Here is a 17,833-nt window from a genome sequence, read left to right as displayed (position 1 = left end):
ATTTATGATCAGCAGGCTACAGGGCAGATTGTCTCCAAGAAGGAGATCGTTTCATGACAGACAAGATCGTATTGCTCGTTTCGCCCGGTGAGCATGGGCGCTTCGAAATCCGGGAGCAACCTGTTTCCGATCCGGGAGAGGGCGAAATCCTCATCCGTCACCAGGCCATCGGCACGAATTTCCTCGATGTCTATCACCGCAAGGGTATCTACCCCTTACCGACCTATCCTGCGGTGATCGGCGCGGAAGCGGCGGGCGTTGTCGAGGCGGTCGGTTCCGGTGTTTCGGACTTCCGGGCGGGCGATCGCGTGGCCTATGCCGGCCCGCCGGTCGGCGCCTATGCCTCGTTGAGGATCATCGAGAACAAGCGGGTCGTCAAACTACCCGATAGCATCTCCATGAAAACCGCCGCCAGTTCTCTCCTCAAGGCCATGACGGCGCACATGCTTCTGGAAAAGACCTACATGGTCAAAGCTGGAGATGTGGTGCTGGTTCACGCGGCCGCCGGCGGGCTCGGGTCGATCCTGACACGCGGCGCAAAGGCGCGAGGCGCCGTCGTGATCGGGACCGTCGGTTCTGAGGAGAAGGCTGTGCTCGCGCGGGCCGCTGGCGCCAATCATCTTATCGTCGGTCGGGATGCCGATCTCGTCTCGAAGGTGAAGGCATTGACCGAGGGGAACGGTGTCGATGTCGTCTATGATGGTATCGGCGGCGATGCGCTGCTTAAGAGCATCCATTCCGTCCGGCCCTTCGGCGTGGTGGTGACCATCGGCCAGGCCGCCGGCCCGGTCCCGCCCGTCGCCGTCGAGAATCTGCGGCCTGGAAAGTTTCTTGCGCATCCGAGCATCATGGCCTGGTGCGCGGATGTTGGCCGCTACCGGGAGACGGCAATTGCAGCCCTTCGTGATATCGAAGCCGGTATCGTCTCGCAGGTCGACTCAGAATACCGATTGGACGAGGTCGCCGCGGCCCATGTTAGAATGGAGTCTGGCCGCTCAAGCGGCAGCATCCTCTTGATGCCCTGAGCGATAGCCGGAAAACTGCGGGACAAGTCGGCCCTCCTCCCGCCGCCGATCAGGCTCGGCTGCCCCTCAATGGCTGCCATTCGACAGCGGTGGTCGCAATGGTAGCGACGGTTTCGAGCTGCCCTTGCAACAGCATGCGGACGCCGTAGAACAAGATCAGATCCCTGCCTTCAACACGCATCAGGAGGCCGCCGTCGGCGGGGCGTAGGGTTGCGCGGACGTCTTCAAAGGCGAGGAGCCGATCAACGCCGTCTTCGCCGATCGATAGGCAATAGGCGCAGCATCGCGCGCAGAGTTGGTCGACAACGCATTTTGCATCCGCGACAGAAACGAATGTCTCGGCGATGAATTGGTTCTCAGGTTTTTTCATGGTGGGCCTCCGCATTCAGAGTGGCGCCGGACGAGGGGTGATCCCGCCCGCCAAGCACACAGGAAGAGATTGCGTTCTGACGGTGGTGGTTATCGTCAGCCGCCCGCCGCCTTTGAAAGTTCCGTATAGGGTTGCGGCTCGTAGACGTATTCCGCCGGGATTGCGGGTTCGACCATCAACGACAGATAGCGCCACAGGTTTTCCTGGCTGTTGCTGGCTGCAAGGCCGTAGAAGTTGCCGCTGTTCCAGGTGATGACGCAATGTTTGAACTGGGCGTAGACCGCGTTGGCCATTTCGGCCAGGGTCACCTCGCTGTTGTGCATTGTGGTCAGCACATCTTTGGTCTTTCTCTCGATCTCCTCGGCCGGGAAGAAACGGGTTTTAAACCCGAAATCCTTTTGCGACTCACGCGTCTGGTAGTCGCGCGGATTTGACGCGCGGAATTTCTCGAGAAGGAGAAGGATTCCATCGCTCTTCAAGTGGTGAGCAACGAATTCGATCTGTTTATTGCGGTTCGGCGAGTACATTTGGAAGGTCGTGTCTTCCAGAATGAAATCGAACCCGTCTGCAAAGTGTCTAAGCTTCTCGTCGGACCGAAGGTGATCCTTTGAAAGCCGGTGGAATGGCCCGAGGAAGAAGTTTGCATTGGATGGTTCGCCGAATGCCATGAAGCACTTGAAGTTCTCCTCGTTCGGGCTGCAGGACAGCGATTGAATTTTTCCGTTGCTCAATTCCGACAGGGTGCGAGCCATCGTACCTTCGGCCGTCCCGAGGCTATAGAGCAGTACATCGGTAGGGCTGAGCTGCGCGTATCGGAAGAGGGCGTGAGCCATACGGCATTCCTCCTCAAGACGGTACGGGATGCTGCTATGGTAGTGCTGGTCGAAGAACCCTTGGCGGCGCGCGTGGAGATCGACAAAGCGGTGAAGCAGCGTGTCGTTGGGGAATAGCCGCGTGTCAACGATTGGCTTGCGAATTGGCATACCGTTTTTCCCGGCAGCGGTTTCTGTAAAGAAGCCAGCCAACTGATTTAGCCGGGGGCCACGATCGCACTCACTGAAGAAGTCGTCAAAATCCTGCATCGCAATACACCTAATCATATGAACATAAGGGTACGGCTCCGCAAACCAGGCGGACCAAATTCCACAACGGTTCTGCTGACTTAATAAAGACCAGCTTCAAGCGATGCCGCGGGTAAGAGGTAGGCTTGTGCTTTGTGACGCGCTTTCATCGGCATGCCGTTTTTTCACAAAAGTGCCATCATCGGCCAACCTTGGGTTCTCTCGGGATTGTTTGCAACCACAGCTGAACTTATATGGCGGCAGAACCTTATTGATGTGGGACATGAACGCTATTGACGGAAACGCGTGATTTCGACCCCGGGGAAGTCCGTCGCTCGGACCACAGCAGTCTTGTTCACCAACATCTTGATTGGGGCGCCGTGCGCGCTGATATCGTGAAGCGAACCGGACTGGCCCGCCAGGAGACAAATGTTTCGGCCGAGCAGCATTCCTTCATAATCAACCTTCAAGGCGAGGCGCGAGCGGGTGAGGACTTCGTTGAAGGACGGCGGGTAGCATTCACCCCGCGCCGGCCTGGTTCCGTGGCCTTCCTTCCTGCGCGTAGCAAATGGAGCGGATGGGACGAGGGCGACACTACGGGGTCCTATCTATTCGTTTCCATCGACACTGCCTTCATTGATCGCGCAATCGGAGCTGAAAATGTGACGTGTTTGCGACCGGCAATAGGCTTTCGAGACACGGTGATAGAGGCCTGCCTACAGCGAATAGCGGCTGAACTGAAAAATCCCGATCCGATCAGCGTCGTCATGGTGGAAAGCCAAGCTATTCAGCTTTTCGTCCAGATGGTTCGGCTCAATGGCTTGGGGAACGAACCGGCAAAGGGCGGGCTTTCGCCCTTCGACCTTAAACGCGTTGTTGCCATCATCGAGAACCGGCTCGGCAATCCGCCGAACCTGGATGAGATGGCAGGAGAAATCGGCGTAAGCCGCCGCCACTTCTTCCGTGCTTTCAAGCAGTCGACGGGAAAGTCACCGCACTCGTTTGTCACAACGCGTCGATTGGAACGCTCCGTTGATCTTCTTCGTACGACTGAGCTTTCCGCCACAGAAGTCGCGTTCGAATGCGGGTTCGCAAGTTCCAGCCACTTCACCTACGCCTTCAAGAGAGTCTATGGAACGGGGCCGCTGGAGTTCCGCCGAAGATGGCGCAGTTGATGCACTTGAATAGTTTTTGGCACGATTTTGATAACCAGGCCTGATTCTTAAAGCGAAGGGGCCCCCAAATGCCTATTGCAGATGGGTCTCCAACTGCGAAGTATCCATATGCCCCGACCGAGAACGATGGAAGCGCCCGCCCCCCGCGTTCGCTACGCGCGTTCGTTTAACTGGTTTTTGGCAAGCACGTTTGCATCCGCTATCGGCCGAAATGGCTACCACATAGCATGTGCTTGGGTCCTTATCGTCTCCGGACAGGGCAGCGCCGCAGTCGCGGGATTCTTCACTATTATTAGTCTGACCGAACTCGTTACCAGTCCGCTTGCCGGTTGGCTGGCCGATCGTTTCGATCGGCGCATTCTTTATGTCATCGCGGAGACTGTCCGTGTTGTCGCCGCTATCGTGTTGGGCACGGTTCTGATGGTGACAAGCGTGCTGTGGGCCATCGGGCTGTCTGCCGTACTCTTTGCAACCTGCGATCGGATCGCGCTGACGGCATCCCAATCCATGATTCCGTCGATCAGTGAGAGACTCTCGCTGGCGACTGCGAACTCGATGACCTTTTTCTTGATGCAGTCTGGAAGTCTCGCTGCGGCCATGCTCGTTGGGGCTCTCTTGCATGCGTCAAGCTCGGTGGTCACTTTCGGTGCTGTTTCCATTGGGTTTGCCTTTTCAGCAATCATCATGCGTGTTGTTCGGCATGAGAGAGGGCCCTGCGAGCGTGCCGGGGGCGCGATGGAGAGCTCGCCGGTCATCGGGTCTCAATTCCTCTGTCTGAGTGCCGTCTACGCGCTGCTCTATACCGGAGGGATGTTGATCAGCGTAATCGGGCCTAGTTTCGTGTTTGATGAACACGGTGGAAATGCGGTCGATTTCGGCCAGCTCGAGAGTTCCTGGTCGGCAGGATCGATCCTTGGTGCTCTGCTGCTGATACCTCTCGTTCGAGCGACAAAGTTAACGGTCCTGCAATACGTCATTCTCGGGTCTAGTGCGGTGTCCTTCGCGGTGCTCAAGGCACTGGACCCGCCCTTTTCCCTCTTGGCATTCGCGATCCTGGGAGCTCTATACAATCTCGGCAGGGTTGCCGTCGAAGTCATGATCCAGTCGGCCGTTCCGAGTACCGCGCTTGGCCGCGCAAAGGGCTTGCTCCACAGCGCGGGCGTTCTCTTGGGTGTTGTCCTCTTCGCTATCGTTTCGATGATCGCTGACGATGTTAAACCATCGACGCTGTTTTTCGCCTATGGCGTCATTCTTGCGTTCGGCATGGTGGTTCTCATCCTGTTTTGCAGAAACGGAACGAATATCGACGTGGAGCGCGATCCTGGCCGATGACCCTAATTTAAGTGTTTTCGCATGCAGCATGCCCCCGATGTTGTCCAATTGATCAGCGTGACGATCTCACCGCTTGCGGCCGGTCCTGCCGCCTAGAAATTCGTGCCGGAATTCAACAATGGTGCCAGGATATCGGCCCAGAACACAATTTTTCATCACATGTCTCTAGCGAAATTAATGCGTTTCCTCTATTTCTGAACGTGAGGCAGTACGTGCTGCCTTGGGGCTTTGTAACCCCTCTGTGCAACTGGTGCTGGTTGTTTCAGCACCGAACTCTGCGACCTTTTGGGTCGGGGAGCCTGTGGCGTATGTCCAGGTTCCTCGGAGCTAAAGGCCATGGGGCTGTCACAGACAGTTACAAACTCCCCGATCATTCGGAGGTTTAGCGAGTTTCGCGGGGACGTACCGCGACAAACTCTCTTCCCGGGGATATCGATGCAGCATCCAAAACAGCGACAAAGCGTGCGGCTTGCAAAGCCGATTAGATTGGCCTGCGGCTACCTTAGGAAGACACACCCCTCCACCCAGAACAACCTGGGCCGCGATGGTTGCAGCGACGCCGGGTTTTCCCAATTTGTCTGGTCGACTGATACGTCAGTGCGCACAATAGGGGGAGGTGGCCGATGAAAGTCCCGGCGACATCCCCACCCCCGAGATTCAAGGCCGGCAACTGCCGGACGATTGTCCACAAGCAAAGGACTTGGCGCCACGTACAGGCTGATCTCGTCCGCCGCACTGGCCTTGAAGCGGAGGAGATCGCGGTCAAGTCGGACCGGCACCTCATCCTCCTGAATCTGAAAGGCAACTCCGAACGTGGCGAACACTTCCTTGACGAAAAACGGACCGGCTTCGTCTCCCGCCGGCCCGGAGCCGTCCTCTTCATTCCAGCCGGGTGTGACTGGAAAGGATGGGAGGAAGGTGCATCCACGGCGGCTTACCTTTCAATCACAATCGATCCGGTCTTTGTGACCGACGTCTTTTCTCGAATGGCGACGAGCATGCTTCCGACCCTTTCACCTGACCTTGGTTGCGAGGATACGATCATTATGAACGCCGCGCGCGGTATCGGCGAGGAGATCGGAGATCAAAATCCACTCAGCACCATGGTCGTGGAAAGCTACGTGGCCACGATGTTTGCGCAGCTGTTCCGCCGTCAAAAATATATCGCAACGGCGCGAAAGGGCGGGTTGGCAGCGGCAAACCTGACCCGTGTCATCGAGAAAATCGATGGCGATCTGACCGACGATCTCTCGCTGGGGCAGCTTGCCTCTATCGCAGGGTTGAGCATTCCGCATTTTTGCCGGGCCTTCAAGCAAACACTCGGATGCCCGCCCCACGCCTTCATCGTCCGACGGCGGGTAGAGCGGGCGAAGGAGTATCTTCGCCTTTCCGCGATGCCGATCACCGAAGTGGCGCTCCTGTGCGGCTTCTCCAGCTCAAGCCATTTCGCCAACACGTTCCGGCGCGAGACGGGCACGACACCTCAAGATTTTCGCGGCTCGTCGCTAAATAAATCAGTCGAATGATTTTTCGATAAGATTTCGCAGACACGTCAATTCGCTGCAAGCCCCACTTGGGCCAGTGTCGCATCCTCGGCAGACGACAAGCCGAGGGATTGCTAGTGAACCACCCATCAAATGACGATCACGCTCGTGACAATACCACGAAGCAAGGACCTGCTCTGCGCGTCGTGGAGTTGAAGAAGCGCTTCGGTCCGCTCGAAGTCATTAAAGGGGTGTCCTTCACAGCGGAACGCGGCGACGTCATCTCAATCCTCGGAAGTAGCGGATCGGGGAAAAGCACGCTTCTTCGGTGCCTGAACTTTCTGGAAGAACCGAGCGAAGGCGAGATCTGGGTCGGCGGGCGCCATATCAACGCACGCTCAGGCATCGTAGCGCAACGAGAGATCAATGCGTTGCGTTGCAAGCTCGGGATGGTCTTCCAGAGCTTCAATCTGTGGTCTCACATGACAGTCCTGGAGAACATGGTTGAGGCACCGATCCATGTTCGGGGAATAGCTAAAGCCGAAGCGCGGCTACGCGCGGAGGAACTTCTTTCAAAAGTTGGCCTTGCCGACAAGCGGCACGCCTATCCAGCTCACCTTTCCGGTGGCCAGCAGCAACGCGTCGCTATCGCACGCGCTCTGGCGATGGAACCTGAAATCCTCCTTTTCGACGAACCGACATCGGCGCTGGATCCTGAACTCGTTGGCGAGGTGTTGAAGGTAATCCGCTCGCTCGCGGATGAAGGCCGGACAATGCTCATTGTTACGCATGAGCTCGGCTTCGCGCGGCAGGTCTCGAACCGCATTGTCTTTCTCCACCAGGGGCGGATCGAAGAGGAAGGTGCACCGGAAACGGTGTTTCGTAATCCTGCGTCATTCCGACTGAAGCAGTTCCTCTCGGCCCAAGAATGGGAGCTGCACCAATGATCGAGCTGCAAGGTTTCGGCGACCAGATCGCCGTCGGGGCGATCACGACGTTGCGCGTAGCAGCAACCAGTCTGGTTCTAGGGATTGGTGTCGGTCTTTGCGGTGCGATGGCAAAACTCGGCCGCTCCCAGACCCTCAGGCGATTGGCGGACGTCTACACCACGATCATTCGCGGTGTCCCCGAACTCCTCATCATCCTTATTCTATACTTTGGCGGCACGGTTGCGATGACCGCGGTGTTCGGCCGCTACGTCGAAGTCGATGCTTTCGCTGCCGGCGTCTTTGCACTGACTATCGTCTTCGGTGCCTACGCGACCGAAGTCTTCAGGGCAGCAATCCGTGCGGTGCCGACCGGTCAGATCGAAGCGGCGCATGCGCTCGGCTTGTCAAAGATGCATACGTGGCGATTGGTGATCTTCCCCCAGATGTGGCGGTACGCATTGCCAGGCATAGGAAACCTTTGGCTCACGCTGCTGAAGGACACTGCTCTCATCTCCGTAGTGGGGCTTGAGGACTTAATGCGCAAGACCGGTGTTGCAGCGGGCGCAACCCACGATCCACTCACCTTCTACACCGTCGCTGCCGGCCTCTACCTCTCATTCACCTCCGTATCGCTGGCTGGGCTGACTTTACTCGAGCGGCGCGCAAATCGCGGCGTCCGCGTCGCAGATTGAGAAATCGACATGGAATGGTACCTTATTATCGACGTTCTGCCCCTTCTGCTCGACGGGGCGCTCCTGACCGTCCAGCTCACAGCAGCTTCCGTTCTGCTTGGTCTCGTCATCGCACTTCCGCTTTCGCTAATGCGCGCGTCAGGGTCTACCGGGCTATCGCGCCCCGTCCTGCTCTATACGTTTGCATTTCGAGGAACACCGCTCCTCGTTCAGATTTTTCTCATCTACTACGGCGCGAGCCAAATCGAGTGGATCCGCGCGAGTTTTGTCTGGCCGGTCTTGCGGGAGCCTTGGTGGTGCGCGCTGATCGCGTTTTCCCTTAACCATGCAGCATATACGACCGAAATCCTGCGCGGTGGCATACGTGCCGTGCCGCGAGGTGAGGTCGAAGCGGCGAAGGCGCTGGGGATGTCTTACGAGCTTCGGACCAGGCGGATTGTTTTACCTGTCGCCTTTCGTATCTCGTTGCCGGCCTATGCAAACGAAGTGGTGTTGATGCTGAAGGCGAGTTCGCTCGCCAGCACCATCACGATGATGGAGCTGACAGGCACAGCGCGAAGGATCGTTGCGCAGACCTTCTCGCCCTATGAGGTCTTTATTTCGGCGGCGTTGATCTATCTGGGGATCACATTCGTGGTCGTGCATCTTTTTGGGCGGTTGGAGCGAGGTATCGCCAGTCACCAAAGTCGCGCTCGTGCAGAGAACGACAACCGTAAGAACATCCCGCCTTCGGAGGGTTACGCAATCGAGAAGGTGGCGCGATGACCGCTCTCCTGTCGCCTTTCAATGAAAGTTATGACCTCGGTTGTGCAGAGGCGGCCCTCCTGCGAGGAAGCTGGTACGAAATCGACCTGGGGGCAATCAGGCACAATTATCGCGAACTTCGATCGGTCCTGCCTAAGAATGTCAGCATTTACGCTTGTCTGAAGCGGAATGCATACGGATGTGGTGCCGGCCCGGTCGCGCGTACGCTGGCGGCGGAGGGGGTTGACGGGTTCGCGGTAGCGTCGCTTCTCGACGCCATGGCGATCCGAAGGATGGGGGCTGATCAGCGCATCCTTCTATACCCCGGAGCCTTGCCAGCGGCAGGGATGATGATCGAAGAGCTCGACCTCACGGTAAGCGTCTCCAGTATCGATGAACTGGAGCGTTGGCGCGCGGCGATGACAAAAACCCATGTGTTCATCAAGGCCGACTTGGGCTTTTTCCGCGCGGGCGCATCGCCACAGGAGGCGGGCCGACTGCTTGCCGCGGCGAACGCGTATTCCGACGTGCAGGTCGATGGAATCTATGCGCACATGAGCGAACTTCCAACCTCAATACCATCCGATGCGAGGATACAACTTCACCGGATGCGGGCGATCCTCGCCGAGGCTGAGGTGTGTGGAGAGCGACCCGTCGTCGCCATGATGTCGAGCACGGAGGGCGTCCTCGCCTATCCGGAAATGGACATGGACGCTGTCGATCCGGGTGCACTTTTTGTTGGACTACCGGAAAGTCATGCACCTGTTCGCCGTGCCGTGTTGCAACCAGCCCTAAAAACGATTTGCACCACCATCGTCGCCGTTAAACACCTCGATGCGTCCCTTGGCCCGATCCCGGACCTTCCAGGTTTTCGGTCGGGGATGAAGCTCGGTGTTCTCGGCATGGGCTGGGGGGACGGCCTGCCTAGGCAAGTTCCGCCTGGTGCCGAAGCGCTCGTGGGCGGAACGCGAGCCCGTCTCTTGCCGCCGGCTCATCTCGAACATGTGCGAATAGATCTCTCGAACGCTCCCGATGCCCGCTTCGGTGACAAGGTCGTACTGCTCGGCAGGCAGGGCGACGAAGTCATCACGCATGAAGAAATTGCCGCGCTTTGGGGGACAGATGTCGTCGGCATCTATGCGGGCCTGCGCGATCACATACCGAGAATCTACACCTGAGACCGCATCGAAATCCCAGGAGGGGGAGTCATATGAATATCCTGAAATTCACAACTGCTGTTGTAATTCTAGGCCTTTTGGCCGGAATGGCCCGGGCTGAGGAGGTGAGGACGATCAGAATTGCCACGGAGGGGGCTTTCCCGCCCTGGAACTCGGTCGATGCGTCCGGGCAGCCAGTTGGCTATGACGTTGATGTCGGCCTAGCGTTGTGCGCAAGGGCAAATCTCAAATGCGAGTTTGTGACCCAAGCCTGGGATGGGATTATTCCCGCTCTAACGGTAGGAAAATACGACGCCATCATGGCAGGAATGTCGATAACCGAAAAGCGCAAGCGGGTCATTTCCTTCTCGCAGCCCTATGCGTTGACCTCCAACTACTTCGTTGTTTCAAAATCCCTCGACCTGCCGGCGGTGGAGAGCACGTCGAAGCTTGATCTGACGACAGAGACAGACGCAAGCAAGCGCGTCTTGGCGGACCTGAAAGCAAACCTGAAAGGGCGTTCAATCGGTGTACAAGGCTCCACAAACGCTGAAGCATTCGTCAGAGATTATTTTGGCGATACTGTCGAGCTACGCACCTACGACAAACAGGACAACCTCAATCTTGACCTCGTAGCTGGTCGGATCGATGGTGGCTTAGCGGATTTTTCCGTTTGGAAGGCATTCTTGGAATCCAATGATGGAAGGTCGGCTCATCTTTACGGACCGCGCATCTCGGGCGGACTGTTCGGACCGGGGGTCGGGATAGGCCTTAGAAAAGAGGACGCGGCTTTGGCGGATAAGTTCAACGGTGCCATTCAGGCTATTGCGGGGGACGGCACGCTGAAGGCGATCAGTCTGAAATGGTTTGGCGCGGACTTGGTCACGCGATAGTTCGCAATCGCTGTTTCTGTGGCCGCCTAGCCATGGCGAACCAGGGTAGGCGGTCGTTCTGTCTGCTATCCACACACTGATCCATGCCCACACTTTTTGGAGAAGCTAGCTGGAGAAGTAAACCTAACCCGAAGAATTCATGAGGGGTTGGCGGATGTGGTTCAAACCGTTGAAATGACGTAGGATTTGGTTACTTAAGCCGATCCGTGTCGTTTCCGGAGACCACATCCGCCATGAATGATCCTACGCTAGCGCTGCCCGGTTTGTCATCAGTCGGCGGCAAGCCCGTCGTCGCGCGTTTTGATGGCGGCATGCTGTCGTGCGACAGTGGTGTTCTGGCCCTGGCTGCGGTGGGCAAGCGGCTACATGTGGCCGACCGTCTGGCGCGCTGCATCGACGATCTGCGCTGCCCGGATCATCAAGATTGCCGCGCGGGTGGTCGAGATGAAAACCCAGATCCGCCTGCACTTGCCCACATCCTGCCCCGATCAGCGCATCCTGCGCATCGTCCCGGATCGCATCCCGCGGCTCGTGACATAGCCGACGGGGCGCTGACGCCCCAAAAACGAACCCCTCGACCTCAACCTGAAAACCCCGCCTTCCATCGCGACGGATCAACTCCAGCGACTGGAAAAACTTGCCCGTAGTGGCGCGCAGCCAGCAAAAGCCTCGCCTCTCGTCGCCAAAACGTCCGGCGCAATGCATTAAGGCGGTTAATTGCATCATGTCGGTGTTGAGGGTAGGGGATCATCCCGCTTCTAGCAAATGAGCCATGAATACCTCGGTCGGCGTCCTGCAACCGAGGCACCTTCGAGGTTGATCGTTCAGGTGGCGGGCGAGTTGGTTGAGATCGCGCCGTGATACGGTTGCCAGATTGGTGTCGCCGGGCATGAAACGGCGAATGTGCTTGTTGGCATTCTCCACGGCGCCTTTTTGCCACGGTGCGCTGGGATCGCAGAACCAGCTGTGAACGCCGATACCATCTTCCTGCTAGAGTGATATGGCACCTTGATGATTGCGACTCGCGGGTTTCCCAACTCGCGATGAATCTTCTGTGGTGTTGATTTTCGGCAGGGTTTGATCCGTATTTCCACTTGGCACCGCTCCATTTTTCACCGCCTAAACGGTTGCGCACAATGCGTTATTTCGGCCTGATAGCGGGTTGCAGCGAAATGAAGGCCTGGCTCGAAATCTGCTGACAATCAACAGAGCCGCGCTTCAGCGTGCAAAATGTCTGAGTCGGATATTTCGGAACGTACACCGGGTTTCCATTCAGGAATTAGTTACTCGGTCCGAAGTCGGGGTCGTCGACCCCAGCCGCCGTATCTTAAAAAACATGATAAGTAAAATCAGCCATTTTCAGTCACCGCGGCAGAACGCATCGCCTCAAACACCTGAGCAGCGAACTCAAATTGCCTGGCTGTCCCTCGACCCATGGAGTTTTTCCCGAGCGTCTCTGTCAGGACCCCACGCTTGACCAGAAAGTCAATGGTTTCAATGACGCCGCCGCGCGTCATTCCTGTAAATTGTATGATCTTTGAGAGGGTTAGTCTCTCATGTGCCTGGTGCATCATATAGAGGATGTTGATCATTCCGATTTGTTTGATGCGCGATTGCGCGCTCTCATCTTCTAGCGGTTTGTCGAGGATTTCACGCACCGCGAAGACAGACAATGCTTGTGTTTGCCATCGTTCACTCAATTTGCTTGCCATCGATTTAACTATCCAATAAATGTTCAGTATGAGCGTTAGGGCGAGACGATTCTTCGCATCCAGTTCAACGAAATCTCAATCGGAGGGTAGGGGGCATGAAGAGCCTTTTCTTTCGAACGGTCATAGCGGCGTTAGGGTTCGGATCAATATATCTGAGTTCCGAACGAAGTGCGCGTGCCGATGAATGGGGTTGCCAGGTTATCCTGTGCCTATCCAATCCCGGTGGCCCGACACAATACGCCGAGTGCCGGCCGCCTATCCAGAAGCTCTGGAGATGGCTCGCAAAGGGCCGTTCCTTCCCGACCTGCAGCGGCATTGGCTTCCAAAGTTCCCGCCCTCGATACGAACCCTACTATTGCAACGACGGCTACCGTCTGTCAGCGGGCTATGGCCCGACCGGGCGTGACGGAACCTGCGTGTCGACGTCGATGCAGCCGGTGAGCGACAGTCTTTGCCGCCGGGACCCGGACAATGCCGGCGGGACCAATGGCTCCGCGATCTCGCCACGCTGGCAGCAAATTGATGGCCGCTACCAGTGCATGGCCTACACCCTGAACCGCCCACTGGTCCGTGAGAAACCGCGATACATCGATGTGACGATCGACGGCGTCGGCAAGCAGAGGGTCTGGTTCTAAACATGCCCATCGTTTTCGTCGACTTTGCGCAGACCTGCGCACCCTTTGTTGCGTCCGAAACACTGGCTGGCGTCGTCAGTCTCGAAAGTCGGTTCGCGCCGTTCAACATTCGCATCAACAGCGGCCAACCGCTCAAGACACAGCCGGCATCGAAGGCTAAGGCGATCGAGATCGCCACATCGCTGGTGGCCGAACATCACGATATTCAACTCGGTCTCGGCGGCATCGGGGTCGAAGAGCTTCAAAAGCTGAAGCTCTCCATTTCCGACGCCTTCGATCCTTGCCTGAACCTGCAAGCCACGGCCACGCTGCTGGACGGGTATTACCGTCTGGCCGTCAAGGCCGGCGCAGATCCTGCCAGGGCGGAGCAGGTGATGCTCCAGTCCTACTATGGCCGTGCCGATCCATCGGTGGGCGCAATGGTGAACTACGACGATCAGGTTCGCCGCGAAATCAAACGGCTTGGTCCTACCATCGCCCGGCTGACGATCACGAATACGGGGGAAGGGAGGGGGAATGACGATCCTGTCGGCTCCAGCCCCGCCGATGTGGTCGCAGAAGTGGCGTCGGAGAACTCCGAGCAGAAGACTACTGCCATCTCTTCAACGCCCACATGGGACGTTTTCAACAGCCCGCGCGGGTCTTCCGTCCTGGTGTTTCAGAACAATCAATTGGAGCAGAGTGAATGACTTTCAGTTCCCGTATCCGCGCATTTGCTGCCTCGTCTTCGATGGCACTCGCTGTGGTGGCGATGCTGGTCGAACCGGCTTTTGCGCAGGCCGCCGGCATCGAGACCATCCTCCAGAACGTCGTCGATCTTTTGCAGGGCAACATCTTCAGACTGTTCGCCACGATCGCAGTGATCCTGATCGCGCTCGCCTGGATGTTTGGCTACATGGATCTGCGTCGCGCGGGCTACTGGATCGTCGGCATCGGCGTGATTGCCGGTTCCTCGGAACTCGTCAGTACGATCATCGGGAGCTGACCGCATGGCCGCCATGCGACCTGAGCTCGAGGAAGACACGCTGTTCATCGCCTGCACACGCCCGGCGATGATCGCCGGCGTCACAATGGAAGCCATGGGCATCAACGTCATGGCGACCACGATCTTCTACCTCGCGGCGGGCTCGGTCGCCTATGCGCTCGTCGGCGTCGTCTTCCATTTCGTGTTCCGGGCGCTGGTCAAGCACGACCACAACATGTTCCGGATCCTCGTGGCCTGGGTCGAGACGCGCGGCCGGACCCGGAACGGCGCCTATTGGGGTGGAGCGACACTTTCACCGCTGAAGCTTGTTCGGCGCTTCGATGAAAGGGACCTCGGATATGCCTAGCGTCACCACTCTCAGATCTCGCGAGCTCACACCGGAAACCTTCATTCCCTATGTGCGTCATGTCGATGAGACCACCATCGCCCTCGACTCCCGTACGCTGATGGTCATGGTGGCGCTGGAAGGCGTGTCCTTCGAGACTGCCGATGTCCTCGACCTCAACGCGCTGCATCGCGATCTTAACACGCTCTATCGCAACATCGCGGATGAACGGCTTGCCTTGTGGACTCATCTCATTCGGCGTCGCGATCGTGATTATCCGGACGGAACGTTCGCAACATCTTTTTCGGCCGCGCTCAACGAAAAGTACCGCGAGCGTATGGTCCGCGAGGATCTGTTCCGCAACGATCTGTACCTGACCGTCCTCTGGTCGCCGGCGCGCGATCCGGCGGACAAGGCCGCGAAGCTGCTATCTCGACTGCGGCAGCGAAGCCGTGCCGGCATCGAATTGGACGAGGAGGCGCTGAAGCAGCTTCAGGACAAACTCGTCGACGTTACTGCCGGCTTGAATCGCTTCGAGCCACGCGTGCTCTCTCTCTACAATCATGATGGACTGCTATTTTCCGAGCCGAGCGAGGTGCTTCACCAATTGGTCGGCGGCCGGCGCGAGCCGGTCCCGTTAACCGAGGGGCGGATTTCCTCGGCCATCTACTCCGACCGCGTCATCATCGGACGCGAGACGATCGAAATCCGCCATGAGGCGGAAAGCCGTTTTGCCGGCATGTTGAGCATCAAGGAATATCCCGCCCGCACCAGGACGGGAATGCTGGATGGCGTACTGACCAGTCCCTTCGAACTGATCCTCTCGCAATCCTTCTGCTTCGCTTCGAAGGCGGACGCTCGGGTCATCATGGGCCGCAAGCAGAACCAGTTGGTCAGCAGCGGCGACAAGGCGGCTTCGCAGATCGGCGAGCTCGATGACGCCATGGACGATCTGGAATCGAACCGGTTCGTGCTCGGCGAGCATCACCTGACGCTCGCCGTCTTCGCCGCCTCGGTCAAGGAATTGACGGACAATCTCGCCAAGGCCCGTGCCAGCCTGACCAACGGCGGAGCGGTCGTGGCGCGCGAGGATCTCGGTCTCGAGTCCGCCTGGTGGGCACAGTTGCCGGGCAACTTCCGCTACCGCGCCCGATCCGGCGCGATAACCTCCCGCAACTTCGCGGCCCTTTCACCCTTCCACTCCTATCCCATCGGGCAGAAAGACGGCAACGAATGGGGACCGGCTGTCGCGTTGCTCAAGACGGCGTCAGGCTCGCCCTACTACTTCAACCTCCACCACGGTGATCTCGGCAACACCTTAATGTGCGGCCCATCCGGCGCCGGCAAAACCGTGATCGTCAACTTCATGCTGTCGCAGCTCGAAAAACACGATCCGCACGTCGTGTTCTTCGACAAGGACCGCGGCGCGGACCTTTATGTCCGCGCCGCCGGTGGCACCTATCTCCCCCTCAAGAATGGCACTCCCACTGGCTGCGCTCCCCTCAAGGCCCTCGACCTCACACCGGAGAACAAGGTCTTTCTGACCCGTTGGGTCGGAAAGCTTGTCGGGTCCGGCACGAGGGAGCTGAGCGTCACCGAACTTCGCGATATCGCCGGCGCCATCGACGGACTTGCCGATCTGCCGACAGAGCAACGGACGATCGGCGCCCTGCGGACCTTCCTCAACAACACGGACCTGGAGGGGATTGCGGCGAGGCTGCGGCGTTGGGAAAGGGGCGGGCCGCTCGGCTGGGTCTTCGACAATGTCATCGAGAATATCGGTTTCGGCGATTTGGGGGGCAACGGTAAGTTCATCGGCTACGACATGACGGACTTCCTCGACAATGAGGAAATTCGCACCCCGCTGATGGCGTACCTCTTTCATCGCGTGGAGCAGCTGATCGACGGTCGCCGGATCATCATCGTCATCGACGAATTCTGGAAAGCATTGCAGGACGAGGGCTTCCGCGACCTCGCACAGAACAAGCTGAAGACGATCCGCAAGCAGAACGGGCTTATGCTGTTCGCCACGCAGAGCCTGCGCGACGCACTGATATCGCCGATCGCGCACACGATCATCGAGCAATGCCCGACGCAGATCTTTCTGCCAAACTCCCGCGGCAACCGTGCCGACTATGTGGAGGGGTTCAAGCTCACGGAACGCGAATACGAATTGATCGCCCGCGAACTCTCCGTCGAGAGCCGGCGGTTTGTGTTGAAGCAGGGACATAACAGTGTCGTCGCCGAACTGAACCTCAACGGCTTCGACGACGAACTCGCGATCCTCTCCGGCCGTACGGCCAATGTCGAGCTGCTCGACGCGATCCGCGGTGAAGTCGGCAACGATCCAAAAGACTGGCTTCCCGTTTTCCAGGCAAGAAGGAGCGCAAGCTGATGGCATCCTATAGACTTCATGGCGCGGCGCTCGCGGCAGTGCTTGTCCTTTCCGCCGGCGGCGCGTCGGGGCAGGGGATTCCGGTCATTGACCAGACGGCAATCCTAAAACACATCGAGAGCATCGCGCGCTTGAATGACCAGTTGGAGGCCTTGCACAAGCAGATCGAGCAGGCCCAAGAGCTCTACGGTTCCCTCAACAAGCTGACCGACATGGCTGACGTCGCGAGCGTGCTCAACGACCCGGCGATCCGCAAGGCGCTTCCATCGGATTTCGCCGCAATCGAGGGGCTGCTCAAGGGCGATGGAACAGGCGTGTTCAAGGACTCCGCCTCGAAGTTCCTGGAAGGGAACTCCACCTATCGTACCGACGCCGACGATTTCTACGCCAAGGAACTCGCGCGCGTACAGAACAAAAACGCGGGTCAGATGAGCCTCGGACAGCAGATTTACGACGCTGCCACCAAGCGCATCGACGGGATCGACCAGCTTCGTGAAAAGATTTCGACGGCAAGCGATGCCAAGGACATCGCCGACCTGCAGGCGCGGTTGCAGGCCGAGCAGGCGTTTCTCCAGACCGACGTGCTGCGGATGGAAGGTCTGCGCATGGTGCAGCAGGCGCAGAACCAGGTCGATGAACAGCGCAAGGCCGAGGACTGGCGCCAGCGCATGGATGCGATGAAGGCGGCGCTGCAATGAGGCGATCTCCCTTTCTTGCCGTGCTCCTTCTCCTCGCGGCCTGCTCCGAGCAGTCCTATTCCGTCGACCAACTGACCGCCGACGAAGCACTGCTGTCCCGGATCATGGCGGAGTGCCGTAACAATCCGGGCGAACTGCGCGGCTCTGCCAATTGCCAGAACGCGGAAGCGGCCGACGGGAAGCTCCGCCTTGAAAAGATGCGCAAGGCGTTGGGAGGCTGA

Annotated in this window: 20 protein-coding genes and 2 pseudogenes; 18 read left to right on the top strand and 4 right to left on the bottom strand. The window is 58.2% G+C overall.

Features of this window, described 5'->3' with window-relative positions:
* The first annotated feature begins 53 nt into the window (after positions 1–53).
* Positions 54–1,025 carry a quinone oxidoreductase family protein gene (locus P9A16_RS21185; protein WP_024270308.1) on the top strand — a complete coding sequence of 324 codons (972 nt, stop codon included), beginning with the start codon at positions 54–56 and terminating at the stop codon, positions 1,023–1,025.
* A 49-nt stretch (positions 1,026–1,074) separates the two neighbouring features.
* On the opposite strand, the gene rctB is transcribed toward P9A16_RS21185, so the two are convergent.
* Positions 1,075–1,395 (bottom strand): SMa0974 family conjugal transfer regulator, encoded by a 321-nt coding sequence (gene rctB / locus P9A16_RS21180; RefSeq protein WP_023517370.1) that lies wholly within the window; start codon positions 1,393–1,395, stop codon positions 1,075–1,077.
* A 95-nt stretch (positions 1,396–1,490) separates the two neighbouring features.
* The gene (locus P9A16_RS21175; protein ID WP_024270309.1) at positions 1,491–2,477 is read right to left on the bottom strand and encodes a class I SAM-dependent methyltransferase; all 987 of its coding nucleotides are present in this window, start codon (positions 2,475–2,477) and stop codon (positions 1,491–1,493) included.
* 272 nt (positions 2,478–2,749) lie between these two features.
* Here P9A16_RS21175 and P9A16_RS21170 point away from each other — a divergent pair, with 272 nt between their 5' ends.
* The 10 genes and pseudogenes from P9A16_RS21170 to P9A16_RS21125 all read left to right on the top strand — a co-directional run bounded on the left by P9A16_RS21170 (position 2,750) and on the right by P9A16_RS21125 (position 11,402).
* Positions 2,750–3,631 carry an AraC family transcriptional regulator gene (locus tag P9A16_RS21170; RefSeq protein ID WP_037406238.1) on the top strand — a complete coding sequence of 294 codons (882 nt, stop codon included), beginning with the start codon at positions 2,750–2,752 and terminating at the stop codon, positions 3,629–3,631.
* A 126-nt stretch (positions 3,632–3,757) separates the two neighbouring features.
* Positions 3,758–4,963, top strand: a complete 1,206-nt coding sequence (locus P9A16_RS21165) for an MFS transporter (RefSeq protein WP_024270311.1) — start codon at positions 3,758–3,760, stop codon at positions 4,961–4,963.
* Between the two features lie 623 nt (positions 4,964–5,586).
* Positions 5,587–6,489: a helix-turn-helix domain-containing protein gene (locus tag P9A16_RS21160; protein WP_024270312.1), complete on the top strand. Its 903-nt coding sequence runs from the start codon at positions 5,587–5,589 to the stop codon at positions 6,487–6,489.
* 95 nt (positions 6,490–6,584) lie between these two features.
* Positions 6,585–7,394 carry an ABC transporter ATP-binding protein gene (locus P9A16_RS21155; protein ID WP_024270313.1) on the top strand — a complete coding sequence of 270 codons (810 nt, stop codon included), beginning with the start codon at positions 6,585–6,587 and terminating at the stop codon, positions 7,392–7,394.
* Positions 7,391–8,068, top strand: a complete 678-nt coding sequence (locus P9A16_RS21150; RefSeq protein WP_024270314.1) for an ABC transporter permease — start codon at positions 7,391–7,393, stop codon at positions 8,066–8,068. Before P9A16_RS21155 ends, P9A16_RS21150 begins: the two co-directional genes overlap by 4 nt.
* Before the next feature lie 9 nt (positions 8,069–8,077).
* The gene (locus P9A16_RS21145; RefSeq protein WP_024270315.1) at positions 8,078–8,833 is read left to right on the top strand and encodes an ABC transporter permease; all 756 of its coding nucleotides are present in this window, start codon (positions 8,078–8,080) and stop codon (positions 8,831–8,833) included.
* The gene (locus P9A16_RS21140) at positions 8,830–9,990 is read left to right on the top strand and encodes an alanine racemase (RefSeq protein WP_024270316.1); all 1,161 of its coding nucleotides are present in this window, start codon (positions 8,830–8,832) and stop codon (positions 9,988–9,990) included. The genes P9A16_RS21145 and P9A16_RS21140 overlap by 4 nt, the downstream gene beginning before the upstream one ends.
* Positions 9,991–10,022: 32 nt before the next feature.
* A complete protein-coding gene (locus P9A16_RS21135) occupies positions 10,023–10,862 on the top strand; it encodes a transporter substrate-binding domain-containing protein (protein ID WP_023517613.1) in 840 nt (279 codons plus the stop codon).
* Between the two features lie 233 nt (positions 10,863–11,095).
* Positions 11,096–11,275 (top strand): annotated as a pseudogene (locus P9A16_RS21130) (IS1380 family transposase); the annotation flags it as partial.
* On the top strand, positions 11,229–11,402 hold the full coding sequence (locus P9A16_RS21125) for a transposase (RefSeq protein ID WP_037406240.1): 174 nt from the start codon (positions 11,229–11,231) through the stop codon (positions 11,400–11,402). The pseudogene P9A16_RS21130 and the gene P9A16_RS21125, both read left to right, overlap by 47 nt.
* Before the next feature lie 207 nt (positions 11,403–11,609).
* Here the strand turns inward: P9A16_RS21125 and P9A16_RS21120 are convergent.
* Together P9A16_RS21120 and P9A16_RS21115 are read right to left on the bottom strand one after the other, a co-directional pair.
* Positions 11,610–11,849: pseudogene (locus P9A16_RS21120) on the bottom strand (transposase); the annotation flags it as partial.
* Between the two features lie 362 nt (positions 11,850–12,211).
* On the bottom strand, positions 12,212–12,574 hold the full coding sequence (locus tag P9A16_RS21115) for a transcriptional regulator (RefSeq protein WP_023517581.1): 363 nt from the start codon (positions 12,572–12,574) through the stop codon (positions 12,212–12,214).
* A 95-nt stretch (positions 12,575–12,669) separates the two neighbouring features.
* Here P9A16_RS21115 and P9A16_RS21110 point away from each other — a divergent pair, with 95 nt between their 5' ends.
* Genes P9A16_RS21110 through P9A16_RS21080 form a run of 7 tightly spaced genes read left to right on the top strand, consistent with a single transcriptional unit; the run spans position 12,670 to position 17,833 of the window.
* The gene (locus P9A16_RS21110) at positions 12,670–13,209 is read left to right on the top strand and encodes a hypothetical protein (RefSeq protein WP_024270317.1); all 540 of its coding nucleotides are present in this window, start codon (positions 12,670–12,672) and stop codon (positions 13,207–13,209) included.
* A gap of 2 nt (positions 13,210–13,211) precedes the next feature.
* Positions 13,212–13,898 (top strand): lytic transglycosylase domain-containing protein, encoded by a 687-nt coding sequence (locus P9A16_RS21105; RefSeq protein WP_024270318.1) that lies wholly within the window; start codon positions 13,212–13,214, stop codon positions 13,896–13,898.
* Positions 13,895–14,194 carry a TrbC/VirB2 family protein gene (locus tag P9A16_RS21100; protein WP_024270319.1) on the top strand — a complete coding sequence of 100 codons (300 nt, stop codon included), beginning with the start codon at positions 13,895–13,897 and terminating at the stop codon, positions 14,192–14,194. Before P9A16_RS21105 ends, P9A16_RS21100 begins: the two co-directional genes overlap by 4 nt.
* Positions 14,195–14,198: 4 nt before the next feature.
* Positions 14,199–14,540 carry a type IV secretion system protein VirB3 gene (locus tag P9A16_RS21095; RefSeq protein ID WP_024270320.1) on the top strand — a complete coding sequence of 114 codons (342 nt, stop codon included), beginning with the start codon at positions 14,199–14,201 and terminating at the stop codon, positions 14,538–14,540.
* Positions 14,533–16,914 carry a VirB4 family type IV secretion/conjugal transfer ATPase gene (locus tag P9A16_RS21090; protein WP_024270321.1) on the top strand — a complete coding sequence of 794 codons (2,382 nt, stop codon included), beginning with the start codon at positions 14,533–14,535 and terminating at the stop codon, positions 16,912–16,914. The genes P9A16_RS21095 and P9A16_RS21090 overlap by 8 nt, the downstream gene beginning before the upstream one ends.
* A complete protein-coding gene (virB5, locus tag P9A16_RS21085; RefSeq protein WP_023517506.1) occupies positions 16,914–17,612 on the top strand; it encodes a P-type DNA transfer protein VirB5 in 699 nt (232 codons plus the stop codon). The genes P9A16_RS21090 and virB5 overlap by 1 nt, the downstream gene beginning before the upstream one ends.
* Positions 17,609–17,833 (top strand): EexN family lipoprotein, encoded by a 225-nt coding sequence (locus tag P9A16_RS21080; protein WP_023517507.1) that lies wholly within the window; start codon positions 17,609–17,611, stop codon positions 17,831–17,833. The genes virB5 and P9A16_RS21080 overlap by 4 nt, the downstream gene beginning before the upstream one ends.

It is taken from the genome of Shinella sp. 838 (genome assembly GCF_029623935.1).
Classification (GTDB): domain Bacteria; phylum Pseudomonadota; class Alphaproteobacteria; order Rhizobiales; family Rhizobiaceae; genus Shinella.
Note: the sequence above shows the minus strand (reverse complement) of the source record. Positions and strands in the feature narration are given on the sequence as shown.